General features: G+C 71.6%; 12 protein-coding genes. All 12 read left to right on the top strand.

Translation table 11 applies throughout. The annotated features are described in order from the left end of the window. The first annotated feature begins 7 nt into the window (after nt 1-7). The 12 genes from G3M57_RS18270 to G3M57_RS18215 all read left to right on the top strand — a co-directional run bounded on the left by G3M57_RS18270 (nt 8) and on the right by G3M57_RS18215 (nt 14512). Nucleotides 8-910: an HlyD family secretion protein gene (locus G3M57_RS18270; protein ID WP_056757732.1), complete on the top strand. Its 903-nt coding sequence runs from the start codon at nt 8-10 to the stop codon at nt 908-910. Beyond that, nucleotides 907-2232 carry a TolC family protein gene (locus G3M57_RS18265; RefSeq protein WP_056757727.1) on the top strand — a complete coding sequence of 442 codons (1326 nt, stop codon included), beginning with the start codon at nt 907-909 and terminating at the stop codon, nt 2230-2232. The genes G3M57_RS18270 and G3M57_RS18265 overlap by 4 nt, the downstream gene beginning before the upstream one ends. After that, nucleotides 2229-2903, top strand: a complete 675-nt coding sequence (locus G3M57_RS18260; protein ID WP_056757726.1) for an ABC transporter ATP-binding protein — start codon at nt 2229-2231, stop codon at nt 2901-2903. The genes G3M57_RS18265 and G3M57_RS18260 overlap by 4 nt, the downstream gene beginning before the upstream one ends. A gap of 72 nt (nt 2904-2975) precedes the next feature. Then, complete coding sequence (locus tag G3M57_RS18255; protein WP_163232184.1) at nt 2976-3263, top strand: hypothetical protein; 288 nt, start codon at nt 2976-2978, stop codon at nt 3261-3263. A gap of 63 nt (nt 3264-3326) precedes the next feature. Beyond that, on the top strand, nt 3327-4559 hold the full coding sequence (locus G3M57_RS18250; protein WP_056757720.1) for a hypothetical protein: 1233 nt from the start codon (nt 3327-3329) through the stop codon (nt 4557-4559). After that, nucleotides 4559-5680 (top strand): glycosyltransferase family 4 protein, encoded by a 1122-nt coding sequence (locus tag G3M57_RS18245; protein ID WP_056757716.1) that lies wholly within the window; start codon nt 4559-4561, stop codon nt 5678-5680. Before G3M57_RS18250 ends, G3M57_RS18245 begins: the two co-directional genes overlap by 1 nt. Continuing rightward, entirely contained in the window at nt 5677-6933 is a 1257-nt protein-coding gene (locus G3M57_RS18240) for an SAM-dependent methyltransferase (RefSeq protein ID WP_163232183.1), read from the top strand. The genes G3M57_RS18245 and G3M57_RS18240 overlap by 4 nt, the downstream gene beginning before the upstream one ends. Nucleotides 6934-7069: 136 nt before the next feature. Further along, a complete protein-coding gene (locus tag G3M57_RS18235) occupies nt 7070-7747 on the top strand; it encodes a response regulator transcription factor (protein WP_056757710.1) in 678 nt (225 codons plus the stop codon). Then, nucleotides 7748-9070, top strand: a complete 1323-nt coding sequence (locus G3M57_RS18230) for a sensor histidine kinase (RefSeq protein ID WP_056757706.1) — start codon at nt 7748-7750, stop codon at nt 9068-9070. It begins immediately after the preceding gene. 91 nt (nt 9071-9161) lie between these two features. Continuing rightward, nucleotides 9162-10523 carry a TolC family protein gene (locus G3M57_RS18225; RefSeq protein ID WP_163232182.1) on the top strand — a complete coding sequence of 454 codons (1362 nt, stop codon included), beginning with the start codon at nt 9162-9164 and terminating at the stop codon, nt 10521-10523. Beyond that, the gene (locus G3M57_RS18220) at nt 10520-11413 is read left to right on the top strand and encodes an efflux RND transporter periplasmic adaptor subunit (protein ID WP_163232181.1); all 894 of its coding nucleotides are present in this window, start codon (nt 10520-10522) and stop codon (nt 11411-11413) included. Before G3M57_RS18225 ends, G3M57_RS18220 begins: the two co-directional genes overlap by 4 nt. Nucleotides 11414-11416: 3 nt before the next feature. Then, complete coding sequence (locus G3M57_RS18215) at nt 11417-14512, top strand: efflux RND transporter permease subunit (RefSeq protein WP_163232180.1); 3096 nt, start codon at nt 11417-11419, stop codon at nt 14510-14512. The last annotated feature ends 31 nt before the right edge of the window (nt 14513-14543 follow it).

Raw genomic sequence — 14543 nt, 5'->3', positions numbered from 1 at the left:
TTTGACGATGCCCCGCCACGCGCCCAACGGCCGCGTCCTGATTCCGGTCCTGCTGGCGACCGGGGTGCTGCTGGCCGCCTGCCAGAAGGGCCCCGACGTCGCCGACGCCCAGAACCGTCCCGCGCCGGTCGCCGTGGCCCGAGGCGTAGTCGCCGTCGAGGGCGGTCTGATCCCGATCGCCGCGCCGCGCGACGGGCTGATCGCCCAGGTCAGTGTCGAGGAGGGCGCGCATGTCGAGCGCGGCGCGGTGATGGCTGAGCTCGACACCGACCGCAGCGCCTTGCTGGCGGCCCAGGCGGCGGCGGAGACCGCCCAGCAGGTGGCAGCCTGGCGAGGCGCTCAGGCGCGGTCCTCGGCGGCGGCGATCGAAGCCGCGCGCCTGATGCGATTGGCCTTGGCCGACGCCGCCACCCGGCGCGAAGCCGAACAGGCCAAGCAGGCGGCGGCGGTGGCGGCCGCCCAGACCGACGAGGCGGCTCGCGCCGTGGACGTAGCGCGAGCTCGCCAACGCCTGGCCGAGCTGGAACGGACCGTCCGCACGGTTCGAGCCCCGGCGTCGGGCCTGATCCTGCGCCGCACGGCGGCGGTGGGCGCGGCGGCGGTGGCTGCGTCAGGAACACCCCTGTTCATCCTGGCGCCCGACGGACCCCGGATCGTCCGCGCCGAACTGGACGAGGCCTTTGTCGACCGGGTCACGCCCGGCGCTGTCGCCTGGGTCACCGACGCCGCCGGCGGGGGGCGCGTGCTGAAGGCGCGGGTGCTTCGAATCTCGCCGTCCTTCGAGGCCGCGGCCCTGGACGACCAGCCCGGCGGCCGGGCCGATGGCCGGGTGCTGCGCCTGGTCCTGGCGTTCGACGAGCCCAACACCCTGCGGTTGGGTCAGCGCGTGTTGGCGAGGATCGGCGGATGATCAGGTTCGCGCTTGCCGCCGTCCTGGCCGTGACGCCCGCGACGACGTCGGCCGGGTCGCCGCGCGCCCCGACACCAGCGCCGGGCGCCGCGTCGCTCGCGGCGAACCCTTGGTCGCCGACCCTCGACGATCCCGTCCTGGCCGACCTGCTGGCCCACGCGGAGCTGGGTTCCTTGGACATCCGCATGGCCCTGGCGCGGCTGGAGAAGGCGCGGGCCGATGTCGATCTGGCCCGGGCCGGCGGCAGGCCGCGCCTGACGATCGGCGCCGAGGCCGCGATCGGCGGGGCCGACTTCTCGTCGAGCAGCGCCGGGGCCGGCGCGCCCGTGCTGGGCGGCTACGAGGTTGATCTTTTTCATCGCCTGAAGCACGGCCAGGAGGCGGCCAAGTCGGACGAGGCCGCCGCCCTGCAGGACGTCGCCGCCGCGCGCCAACTGGTGCTGGCCGAGGTGGCTCGGACCTATGTGGGCCTGCGGGCCGATCAGGAGCATCGCGCGGCCGCCCAACTCCGGGCGAGCCTGGCGGGACAAATCGAGGACCTGATCCGCCGCAAGACGGTGGAGGGCTCGGCCCGTGACGAGGAGCTGACGTCGGCGCGGACGGCCCAGACGCGGGCGCGCGCCGAGGTCCAGCGCGCCAAGCACGCCGTGGAGGCTGACCGGATGCGGCTGGGCTTGTTGCTGGGACAGGACAAGCTCATCGACGAGCCGGCCTATGCGGGCGACGAGATTCCGGCCACGCCATCGACGACCACGATCGCGTCCGAAGCCGTCCTGGCGCGTCCCGACATTCAGGCCGCGTTCGCCCGCCTGCAGGCCGCCGACGCCCGTCGGGCCGAGGCCGTCGCCGCGTCGCGTCCGAGATTCACGCTGACCGCCGGCGTCGGGTCCGGCGACACCGATCTGCTCTATCTGCTGGACGTGCGGGCGCTGGCCTGGGCGGTCGCCGGCGGGCTGACCCACGAACTGCTGGACGGGGGCGCCGCCAAGGCTCGCAAGCGCGGCGCCGAGGCCGAGGCGCAGCTGGCCGAACTGGCCTACCGAAAGACAGTTGGCGAGGCCTGGGGCCAAGCCCGGCTGAACCTGGCGGCCTTGCAGGACGCCGCCACCGCCGAAGCCGTGGCGAAGAGGTCCTGGACCCAGGCCGTCCGGGCCTTCGGAACCGGACAGATGCGGCACGATGACGGCGACATCGACGGACTGGCCCTGGCCGCCCTGGAGGCCGGGGCCGCCGACGCCGACGTGGCCCTGACCAACGCCCAGGCCGTCCGCGCCCAGGACTATGTCGACCTGCTGCTGGCTTTGGGCGGACATGCGACGTGACCATTTCCCTGCGCGCCGAGGCGGTGCGGAAGCACTACGGCGAGGGCGTTCTAAGGATCGACGCCCTGCATCCCGTCAGCCTGAGCCTGAGGCCCGGCGAGCTGGTGATGATCACCGGTCCGTCCGGCTCGGGGAAGTCGACCCTGCTGGCGATCCTGTCAGGCCTGCTGAGCCCCGACGCCGGTTCGGTCGAGGCCCTGGGCCGCGCCTTGGTCCCGATGAGCGCCGACCAGCGTGATCGCTTCCGGCTGGCTCATTCCGGCTTCATCTTCCAAGGCTTCCACCTGCTGCCCGCCCTGACCGCCAGCGAGCAGGTCGAGATCGTGCTGCGGCGGCTGGGCGCTTCGGCGCGGGAGGCGCGGTCGCGGGCCGTCCAGGCCCTGGCGGCGGTGGGGCTGGAGCGAAGGATGTCCAACCGTCCCGGTGAGCTGTCGGGCGGAGAGAAACAGCGCGTGGCCATCGCCCGGGCCCTGGCCAAGCGGCCGGCCCTGATCTTCGCGGACGAGCCGACCTCGGCCCTGGATTCCGACAACGGGCGGCAGATCGCGGCCCTGTTGCGGGCCGAGGCCCACGCCAGCGGCGCCACCGTGGTCTGTGTCACCCACGACGCCCGGCTGGCCGACCAAGCCGACCAGGTGCTGCGGATGGAGGACGGCCGGATGCTGGCGTAAGGCGCGTCAAATCGGTGAGGAGGCGCTCGCCGCGCGGCGTCATTGGACCAGACCCCACGGGAGCTTCGCGCCATGATCGACGCCCTTTTCGCGCATGCCTTTCTCACCGACGACGACGTCACCGACCTGATCTCGACCAAGGCGGGATTGGCCCGCGACTTGCTGCAGCGTCCGACGCGGATCTGCGATCTCCGCCTTTCGCTGGAGGCCTACGAGGCGGTGCTGGTCGAGATCGAGGATCACTTCCACATCGAGATCGACGACATGGTGGGCGCCGACTGCGATACGCTCGGAACCCTGATGGACCGCCTCAAGGCTCGCGTCGCCCGTCCCACGGTCCTGCCGCGGCGGGCGGCCTGATCAGCGTCCGACCCACGGTTAGGAATCGGTGAGGGGCATTTGCGGGCGTGGCGTCGTTGGGCCATGCGCATTGGATTTCTCTTCAACCATGACCAGGTCCATCAGGTGGCGCACAGCCTGCCGATCGCCCTGGCCCTGACCGGTGGCGACCGCGACCTGGAGATCGTCGTCGCCACCACCAGTCGGCGGCTGACCGCCGAGGTGATCCGCCTGGGCGGCGGCCTGATCGGCCACGGCGTCAGCCTGGTCGAGCTGGGCCTGACCCGGCGCTCGTCGAAGATCCTGGCCGCCACCGCCGAGGCGGTGCTGCCGGCCATCAAGCTGCTGGTCTACGGCGACAACCTCGAATTCTTTCGGTCGCTCGACATCCTGGTGGTGGCCGAGAAGACCTCGCTGATCCTCAAGACCCGCTACAGGCTCAAGGATCTGAAGATCGTCCACACCCGCCACGGGGCCGGCGACCGCGCCATCGGCTTCGACAAGGCCAGCGCCGGTTTCGACCACGTCCTGGTCTCCGGTCGCAAGATCCGCGACCGGCTGATCCACGAGACCGGCGTCGATCCGGCCAAGATCTCGATCGTCGGCTACCCCAAGTTCGATCTGCTGCCGGCGGGGGTTACGACCCACCCGCTGCTGGACGACGGCCGGCCGGTGACGCTGTACAACCCGCACGTCTCGCCGCACCTGTCGTCCTGGTACGAGGCCGGCCGCCAGGTGCTGGACTGGTTCGTCGAGCATGACGACCACCATCTGATCTTCGCCCCCCATGTGATGTTGTTCGAACGGCCGTTCGTGGCGACGATCGACAAGCTGCGGCTGGACCGCGCCGGGCGGATCGAGGAGCGCTATCTTCGCGCGCCCAACATCCATATCGACCTGGGCAGCCGGGCCTCGACCACCATGGTCTACACCCAGCGCGCCGACCTCTATCTGGGCGACGTCAGCAGCCAGATCTACGAGTTCCTGCGCAAGCCCAGGCCGTGCGTCTTCCTCAACAGCCACCACTTCGCCTGGACCGGCGACCCGAACTTCGGCCACTGGCGCGCCGGTCCGGTGATCGAGGACGCCGCCGACCTGGGCCCGGCCATCGACCGCTCCCGCCAGGAGCACGCGACCGTCTGGCGGCCGGTGCAGGAGGCCCTGTTCGACGAGCGTTTCGACCTCACCGGCGAGCCCTCGGCCCAGCGCGCGGCGCGCGCCGTGGCGCGGTTCGCGGGGCGGGCCTGGCCGGACCCGCCGGTGCGGCCGGTGGTCGACACGCCCGACCTGGCGTGGACCGGAACGGGGGCGTTCTGATGCGCATCCTTTACGTGATCAATTCCCTCGAAGGCGGCGGCGCGGCCTTGCCGGTTCCGGCTGTGGCCAAGGTGCTGGCCGACCAGGGCGCCAGGGTCGAGGTTCTGGCCCTGACGCGCCGGGATGGTCGGGCCCTGCCGCCGATGATCCGTCAGGGGCTGGATGTCCGCGTCCGGCCCGGCGGCGAGCGCGATCACGTCGACGCCCTGCGCTGGCTGGACCGGATCGTCGCCGAGGAGCAGCCCGACCTGCTGTGGACCTCGCTGACCCGCGCCACCCTGCTGGGCCAGATCGTCGGCCTGCGGCGTCGCGTGCCCGTCGTCAGCTGGCAGCACAACGCCTTCCTCAAGCCGGCCAACCGGCTGCTGCTGCGCGCGACCCGAAGACTGTCGGGCCTATGGATCGGCGACTCCTATAGCGTCACGGCCCTGACCGCCGCGCGTCTGAAGGTGAAGCCGGACCGCCTGGCCGCCTGGCCGCTGTTCGCCGCCGACGCGGCCGCGCCTCATGCCGCGCCCTGGCGGCCGGGCGAGACGCTGCGACTGGGAACGCTGGGGCGCCTGCACACGGCCAAGGGCTATGACGTGCTGATCAGGGCGCTGGCCCACATGCGGGCCAACGGCTTCATCCCGCCCGCGCCGTTCGAGATCGAGATCGCGGGGGAGGGCGCGCAGCGTGAGCGGCTGCAGGCCATGCTCCATCTGGCGGGCTTGGAGAACGTCAATCTCACCGGCTTCTGCGACACGCCACGCGAGTTTCTAGCCGGCCTGCACCTCTATCTGCAGCCGTCGCGCCGCGAGGGCCTGTGCGTGGCGGTGCATGAGGCGATGCAGGCTGGTCTTCCGGTCCTGGCCACCGCCGTGGGGGAGATGCCCTACAGCGTGGTGCACGGACTGACGGGACAGGTGGTTCCGCCCGACGATCCTGAGGCGCTGGCCAAGGCGCTGGAATGCCTGCTGCGGACGCCCGACAGGCTGGCGACGATGGGCCAGGTCGCGCGGTCGCGGGTGCTGGAGCGGTTCGGCCAGGCGCGTTTCGCCGCCACGGGCGCGGAGATCTTCGCCCGTCTGCCGGTGCGGCGGGCGGCCATGGTCCCGGCGGTCGCGAGCCCAGCCTCGTGAGTTTCGCCGTCTGGGCGCTTGGCAAGGCGTTGACGCCGCTGGTCCGGCGCGGCGCCCTGACGCTGATCACGCCGTCCGGCGAGCCCCTGGCGTTCGGCGACGGCGCGGGCGAGCCGATCGTCGCCCGCTTGACCGACAACGCCGCCGTCTGGGCGCTGCTGCTCGATCCCGACCTCAAGACCGGCGAGCTGTTCACCGACGGCCGGCTGGCGATGGAGCGGGGAACGATCTACGAGTTTCTCAGCCTGATCCTCGACAACGACGGCGAGGCGAACCCGTCGCCGATCGTCCAGGCGTTCGATCGCTGTCGCACGGCCACCCAGCTTTGGCGCCAGCGCAACGACCCGGGCCGCTCGCGCCGCAACGTGGCCCATCACTACGACCTGGGCGACGCCCTCTACGCCCTCTTCCTGGATCCGGACTGGCAATATTCCTGCGCCTATTTCGAACATCCCGGTCAGGGCCTGGCCGACGCCCAACGTGCCAAGAAGCGGCACATCGCCGCCAAGCTGCTGCTGGAGCCCCATCACCGCGTGCTGGACATCGGCTGCGGCTGGGGCGGACTGGCGCTGTACCTGGCGGGGGTGGCCGGTGTCGCCGAGGTGCTGGGTGTCACCCTCTCGGAGGAGCAGATCGCCCGCGCGCGGAGCCGGGCCCAGGCGGCCGGGCTGGCGGCCCGGACACGGTTCGCCCTGACCGACTATCGGGCGGTCGAGGGCCTGTTCGACCGGATCGTCTCTGTGGGCATGTTCGAGCATGTGGGGCTCGGGGCCTACGAGACCTTCTTCAAGACCTGCCGCGAGCGTTTGACCGACGACGGGGTGATGCTGCTGCACACGATCGGCTGTTCGGACGCGCCCAGCGTCACCAATCCGTGGATCACCCGCTACATCTTCCCCGGCGGCCACCTGCCGTCGCTGTCGGACATCCTCAAGGCGGTCGAGCGATCGGGCCTGGTGGTTTCCGACATCGAGGTGCTGCGGCTGCATTACGCGGAAACCCTCCGGGCCTGGCGCACGGCGTTCATGGCCCGTCGCGCCGAGGCGGTCGCGATGTTCGACGAGCGCTTCTGCCGGATGTGGGAATACTACCTGGCCATGTCGGAGACCGCCTTCCGTTACGAACAGGTCGTGGTGTTCCAACTGCAATTGGTCAGCCGGCAGGGGAGCGCGCCGTTGACACGCGACTATGTCGCCGCCGCCGAGGCCGATCTGCGGGCCCGGGAGAACGCCATCTCGATTGGCGATCGGTAGTCGCGCGGCCATCGCCCCAAGGGTCGCGACGGTCGGGGGGCGAGGCGGCCGAGGGCAAGCTGCTGGAGAACGGGGCCGAGGGAGGAACTCCGACTAGGCGATTTCTTCTCCCGGCAAATCGAGGCAGGTTGGCCGCATGAAACTGTTGCTGGTCGAGGACGACAAGGAAGCCGCGGCCTATCTGAAGCGGGCCTTGTCGGAGGCCGGTCATACGGTCGACTACGCCGCGACCGGCCGAGAGGGCCTGATGCTGGCGGCCGCCGAAACCTACGATGTCATCGTGCTGGACCGCATGCTGCCCCAGATCGACGGCCTGGCGATCCTGCGGACGATCCGCGCGTCCGGGGTCAAGACGCCGGTTCTGCTGCTGACCGCCCTGGGCGGCATCGACGATCGCGTGGAAGGTCTGGAGGCGGGCGGCGACGACTATCTGGTCAAGCCGTTCGCCTTCGCCGAGCTGCAGGCCCGGGTCAACGCCCTGGCCCGCCGTCCGCCGCCGCAGGAGGATCCAGCCACCCTGCAGGTGTCGGACCTGACGCTGAACCGGCTCAAGCGCACGGTCATCCGAGCCGGCGCCCGGGTCGAACTGCAGCCGCGGGAGTTCCAACTGCTGGAATATCTAATGCGCCACGCCGGCCGGGTCGTGACGCGCACCATGCTGCTGGAGAGCGTCTGGGATTTCCACTTCGATCCCAAGACGAACATCGTCGAGACCCACATGAGCCGGCTGCGGTCCAAGGTCGATCGCGGCCAGCGCCACGATCTGATCCATACGGTGCGCGGCGCGGGCTATTGCCTGCGCGAACCGGACTAGATGTTCCGCTCCACCAGCCTGCGCCTGGCGGCGCTCTATACCGCCGCCTTCGCTCTGTCGGTGGTGGCGCTGGGAGCGATCACCCTGCTGACGACGCGGAGCGCGCTGTCCGAGCAGTTCGACGCCCGCATCCAGTCCGAATCCGGGGCCCTGACCCAGGAGTTTTACAGCGAGGGTCTGGAGGGCGTCGTCCAGGCCGTCCGCGAGCGGGACCGCACGCCCGGTGCGCTGGACTATGGCCTGGTCGGCCCGGGCGCCAAGCCCCTGGCCGGCCGTCTGGCCGTCAGCGGGGCGAGGCCCGGCTGGTCGACAGTCCGCAGCGGGCGGCGTGACGGCGAGGTCGAGCCGATCCGGGTGCTCACCGCGGCGCTGCCCGGCGGCTATCGCCTGATGGTGGGCGATGACGAGGCGCGGATCGAGGCGCTGGACGGGGCGGTGCTGCGCGGCTTCGGCTGGGCGTTCGCGGGGGTGGTGATCCTGGGCGTGGCCGGCGGCTTTGCGCTGAGCCGCGACGTCCACCGGCGACTGGCGGCGATCTCGGGCACGGCCGAGGCGATCATCGACGGCGACCTGAGCCGCCGCGTGCCGGTGCGCGGATCGCAGGACGACCTGGATCGCCTGGCCGAGACCATCAACCGCATGCTCGACCGGATCACCGGCCTGATGGAGAGCCTGCGCCAGGTGTCCAATGACATCGCCCACGACCTGCGCACGCCCCTGACCCGGCTCCGCCAGCGCCTGGAGGCGGGCCTGGCCCGCGAAGGCGAGCGGGGCGAGGCGATCGAGGGCGCGCTAGACGACCTGGACACCATCCTCGACACCTTCGCGGCGCTGCTGCGCATCGCCCAGATCGAGGGCGGGGCCAGGCGGGCGGCGTTCCGCGCCACCGACCTGGCCCAACTGGCCGGCACGGTCGTCGACGCTTTCGCGCCGTCGGCCGAGGACGCGCGCCAAACCCTTCGGCTGGAGGGCGAACCGGACGTGGTCATCGACGGCGACCCGGAGCTGCTGACCCAGATGCTGGTCAATCTGGTCGAAAACGCCCTGCGTCACGCCGGGGAGGGCGCGGCGATCCGCGTCGGGGTCGCTCGCGGCGTGAGCGCGCCCGTGCTGTGGGTGACCGACGATGGGCCCGGCGTGCCGGCGGTCGAACGCGAGAAGCTGTTCGACCGCTTCTATCGGCTGGAACATAGTCGCTCCGCGCCGGGCAGCGGCCTGGGTCTGGCGCTTGTGGCCGCCGTGGCCAGGCTGCATGGCGCGGAGGTGCGGCTGCACGACGCCCGGCCGGGGCTGGAAGCGCGCGTCACCTTCCCCGCCTCGTGAGGCCGGCCGCGTCAGGTTGGGAATTCGCAATGTGCCCGTCATGAGGTCGTCAGCTCGCCACCGCTAAGTCGGATACGCTCAGGAGCCTTGCATGCCCGCCGTCCGCTTCGCCGTCGTCACACCCGCGTTCGTCGTCGTCGCCCTGGCGCTGGCCGGCTGCACCCCTTATGTCGCTGCCCCCGTTCACCTGGAGGCCTATCCCGTCGCGCTGGAAGCCCGCCGGCTGGACGAGAAGCCGGTCGGCGCGACCTGGACCGGCGGCGACCTGCTGGCGGCCGCTCTGGCGCGCAACGCCTCTGTCGCCGAGGCCGCGGCCAAGTATCGGACGGCCGTGGCGGCGGCCAAGACTTCGCGGGTCGCGCCCAGCATGACCCTGACGCTCACGGCCGAATACGCCAGGCGCGAGCCGAAACAGTGGCTGTACGGTGTGGGTTCCGACGTCCCGCTGGACATCGGCGCGCGCCGCGGCGAGCGGCTCAACGCCGCCGACCTTGCCGCCATGCAGGCGCTCTACGACTATGGCGAGGCGGTGTGGACCGTCCGCACCGCCCTGACGCGGGCCCGGGCCGATCGCCTGTCGGCCGACGCCGAGGCGGCCTTGGCCCGACGCCTCGAGGCTGTTCGCCAAGCTCGCGTGGATCGCCTGGACCGCCGGGTCGCGGCCGGCGAGGACGACCGCAGCCTGGCCTTGGCCGCCCGGAGCGATCTAGCCGTCGCCCACCGCCGCCTCGCCGAAGCCCGCGCTCGCCGCGTCCAGGCCGACGCCGCCCTGGCCCAGGCTCTGGGCGTGCCGGCCGCCGCCGTCGCCGAGCTGTCGCTGGCCCCCGTCGCGCCGCCGCCAGAAGGGCTGGACCTGATCCGGGCCCGCCGCGACGCCGCCCTGACCCGGCGTGACGTCCTCAGGGCCGTGGTCGGTTACGACCTGGCCGAAAGCGCCCTGCGGCTGGAGGTCGCCAAACAGTATCCGGAGATCCATGTCGGGCCGGGCTACACCTATGATCATGGCATCGCAAAGTTGCCCTTCAACCTGGGTCTTGTCCTGCCGCCGATGGACCTGAACCGCGCGGCGATCGCCCAGGCCGAGGCCAAGCGCGCCGAGGCGGGGCGCTCCCTGGAAGCGGTCCAGGCCGCCGCCCTGGGCGCGGTCGATCAGGGGTGGGCGGCTCTGGGCGCGGCGCGGATCACCGAGGCCTCGACCCGCGAGCGCGACCTGCCCGTCGCCCGGCGCCTGGCCGAGGACACCGCCCGCGGCGCCAGGGCCGGCGAGGCCGACCGTGTCGACGACCTGGGCGCCCAGGCGACCCTGATCGAGACCGAGTTGGCCGTGCTCGACGCGCGCCGCGCCGCCGCTACCGCCGGCGTCGATCTTGAGGACGCCCTGCGGGTCCCGTTCGATCCGGCCGAGACCGCCCTGCTGCAGAACGCGTCCCGCACGCTTGGAGGCCAACAATGAACAAGCTCGCGGTATTCGCCCTCATCGCCGGCGTGAGCTGGGCCGGTGTCGTCCAGGCGGCTGAGGTTCAGGTCGATGCGGCCACCCAGAAGCGGCTCGGCGTCACGACCGCGCCCCTGGCCGCCGCCCGGCGGCAGGCGGTGGCGACCGGCTTCGCCCGCGTGCTGGATCCGGTGCCGCTGGCCACGCTGGACGGCGATCTCGTCACCGCAGCTACGGCCGCCGCCGCCTCGCGCGCCGAGGCCGCTCGGACCAAGACCCTGGCCGCGGCCGACGCCACCGTCTCGCTGAAGGTCGCCCAGGCCGCTCAGGCCCAGGCCAGCGCCGACCTCGCCAAGCTGGTGCTGCTGCGCCGCCGCGTCGGTCTGGAATGGGGCCCGGCCTTCGCCAATGACGCCAGCCGCTCGCGGCTGATCGCCGAACTCGTCGCGGGACGGACTGTGCTTGTGCGGATCGATGCTCCGGCCGGAACCGGCGGGGCCCACGGCGCGCGGATGCAGCTGAGCGGCGGCGAAATGGTCGATGTCGCGATCCTCGGGGTCGCACGGACGGCCGACCCGCGCGTTCAGACCGGCGGACTGATCGGCGTCGTGCGAGGCCCGGTCGCCGCCCGCCTGGGCGTGGGCATGTCCGCGCCGGTCACGCTGTCCGGCGCAGCGGGCGGGGCAGGGGTGCTGGTTCCCCGTTCGGCCCTGATCCGCACGGCGGGCCAGACTTTCGCCTATGTTCGCAAGGACGCCACCCATTTCGAGCGGCGGGCGCTGGTCGCCCCGACCTCGCAGCCGGAGGGCCTGTTCTCGGCTAGCGGCTTCGCCCCTGGCGAACCGGTCGTGGTGTCCGGGGCCTCGGCCCTGCTGGCCGCCGAGACCGCGCCCAAGGCCGAGGACTAGGCGATGCTCAGCGCTATTGTCGGCTGGTCTCTGGCTCGGCCGCGCCTGGTCGCCGTCGCCGCCCTGCTGCTGTTCCTCTACGGCTGCATCGTCCTGGCCCATGCCAAGTTCGACGTCTTTCCAGAGTTTGTGCCGGCCCAGGCCGAGATCCAGACCGAGGCTCCGGGCCTGACCGCCGAACAGGTGGAGCAACTGGTCACCCGGGCCGTCGAGCAGGCGGTCAACGGCGCGTCGGGCGTAGCCACGGTGCGCTCGGAATCCATCCAGGGCATCTCGATCGTCAGCGTCACGTTTGCCGAAGGGGCCGAACCCTATCGCGCCCGCCAAGTGGTGGCCGAGGCGCTGGCCGAGGTGCAGGGCGCCCTGCCGGCCGGTGTGCTGCCGCCCAAGGTCGCGCCCCTGACCTCCTCGACCATGGACCTGCTGAAGATCGGCTTCACCTCCGATAAGCTGACCCCCATGCAGCTGCGCGACCTGGTGCAGTGGACCGTGCGGCCGCGCCTGCTGGCCGCTGCCGGCGTGGCCCGGGCCACGGTCTATGGCGGCGAAGTGCGGCGGTTCGAGGTGCGCGTCCGACCCGACGACCTGGCGGCGCGAGACCTGTCGCTGGCCGACATGGTGGCGGCGGTGAAGGCCTCCACCGGCGTCAGCGGCGGCGGCTTCATCGACACCCCCGAGCAGCGGATCCTGATCGACGCGCGCGGCCAGGCCATGAGCGCCACCGACATCGCGGCCGCTCCGATCCCTGGCGCCGCCAGCGGTGCGCCGATGCGGGTGGGGGACGTGGCCGACGTGGTCGACGCCCCGGCCCCCGATACCGGCGCGGCCCTGATCATGGGCAAGCCCGGCGTGCTGGTGAACCTGTCCAGCCAATACGGGGCCAACACTCTGGACGCCACTCACGCTGTCGAGGCCGCCCTGGCCGAGCTGAGGCCAGCGCTGGAGGCCCAAGGCGTGAAGGTGGACGCCGGCTTGCACCGTCCGGCCAATTTCATCGCCGCCGCCCTGAGCGGCATCGCCGAGGACCTGGTCATAGGCGCGGTGCTGATCGCCGTGGTGCTGCTGCTGTTCATGCGCGACCTGCGCACGGTGCTGGTGTCGTTCGTCTCGATCCCGCTGTCGCTGCTGACCGCGGTGATCGTGCTGGACGCCCTGGGCTGGACCCTCAACACCATGACCCTGGGCGGTCTTGCCGTGGCCTTGGGGGTGGTGGTCGACGACGCGGTCATCGACGTTGAGAATATCGTCCGCCGCCTGCGCTCGCGCGGCGACGCGCCCGCCGCGGCCACGGTGCTGGCCGCCTCGCTGGAGGTGCGCGCGCCGGTGATCTACGCCACCCTGGTCGTGGCCCTGGCGCTGACCCCGGTGCTGATGCTGGGCGGGCTGCAGGGGGCGTTCTTCTCGCCCCTGGCGGCCTCTTTCATCCTGGCAACCGTCGCCTCCCTGGCTGTGGCCATCGTCGTCACCCCGCCGCTCTGCCTGCTGATGCTGTCCAACACCCGCCTGCCGGACGAGCCGGGCGTGATCCTGCGGGCCAAGGCTTGGCACGAGGCCCTGCTGGTTCGCGCGGCTGGCCGTCCGGTGCTGGCCGTAATCGGCGCGATCCTGGCGACGATCGTCACCGTCGCCGGCCTGATGCTGTTCAATTCCGAGCTGCTGCCCAGCTTTCGCGAAGGTCACTTCGTGCTCGGCGTCGCCGGCCCGCCCGGCGCCTCGCTGCCGGTGATGCGCAAGTACGGCGAGGGCATCACCCACGACCTGCTGGCCATTGACGGGGTCCAGAGCGTCGAGCAGACGATCGGCCGCGCCTCGGGCGGGGAGGACACCTGGGGCACGGAACGCAGCGAATTTCACGTCGAGCTGAAGCCCAAGCTGCCCGGCAAGGACCAGGACCGCATCCAAGAGGAGATCCACAAGACGCTGGACGCCTATCCGGGCCTGGAGACCGAGGTGTTGACCTTCCTGGGCGACCGGATCGGGGAGTCCCTGTCGGGCGAGACCGCCGCCCTGGCCGTCGGTGTCTACGGCGCCGATCTGGACACCCTGGACGAGACCGCCGCCCAGATCGCCGCCGTCATGGAGAAGGTCCCTGGCGCGGTCGACGTGAAGATCCAGACCCCGCCCAGCACGCCGATGATCCGCGCCGATCTCGACCTGCCGGCCCTGGCCCGCTACGGCCTGGCGCCGGCCGAGGTGCTGGACGCGGTCCAGACGGCCTATCAGGGCTCGGTCGCCGCCCAGGTCTACCAGGAGAGCCGCGCCCTCGACATCGCGGTGACCACCACGCCGGACACCCGCCAGGATCCCGAGGCGGTGGGTGAACTGCTGATCCGCTCGACCAGCGGCCAGGTCGTGCCGCTCAAAGCGGTGGCCCACGTCTACCTGACTGACGGCCGCACCAGCGTTTCGCACGAGGGCGGGCGCCAGCGGCAGGTGATCACCACCAATCCGCCGCCCAAGGACGCCGCCAAGGTGACCAAGGCCGTACAGGCCGCCATCGCCAGCCAGGTTCGCCTGCCGCCGGGCGTCTACGTCGACTATGTCGGCACGGCCGCCGGGACGCAGGCCGCGCAGCGCCAGCTGCTGTTCAACGTCGCCATCGCCCTGATCGCCGTGGTGGCCGTACTGCTGATCACCTTCGGCGACGGTCGCGCGGTTGGCCTGATCCTGGCCTCCGCGCCGTTCGCTCTGGTCGGCGGCGTGGTCGCGGTGGCCCTGACCGGCGCCAGCCTGTCGCTGGGATCGCTGGTCGGTTTCGTGACCCTGTTCGGCGTCGCGGCCCGCAACGCCATCCTGTTGGTCTCGCATCTGGATCACCTGATCACGGTCGAGGGCCACGACTGGTCTCTGTCCACCCTGGCCCAGGCGACCCGCGAGCGGGTGACGCCGATCCTGATGACCGCCCTGGTCACGGCGCTGGGCGTCCTGCCGTTGGCCATCCAGACCGGCCAGGCCGGGCGCGAGATCCAGGGGCCGATGGCCATCGTCATCCTGGGCGGCCTGATCACCTCGACCATCGCGAGTCTCGTCGTGCTGCCGTCCCTGATCTGGCGCTACGGCCGCGCGCCGCGCTCGGTCGGCGCGGCGGAAGTCCCCTAGTTCACCCCTTGTCGTTCGGCTCGTCTCAGCA

The organism is Caulobacter rhizosphaerae (genome assembly GCF_010977555.1).
GTDB lineage: Bacteria > Pseudomonadota > Alphaproteobacteria > Caulobacterales > Caulobacteraceae > Caulobacter > Caulobacter rhizosphaerae.
The sequence above is the reverse complement of the archived record's forward strand: the minus strand, read 5'-3'. Positions and strand labels throughout refer to the sequence as shown.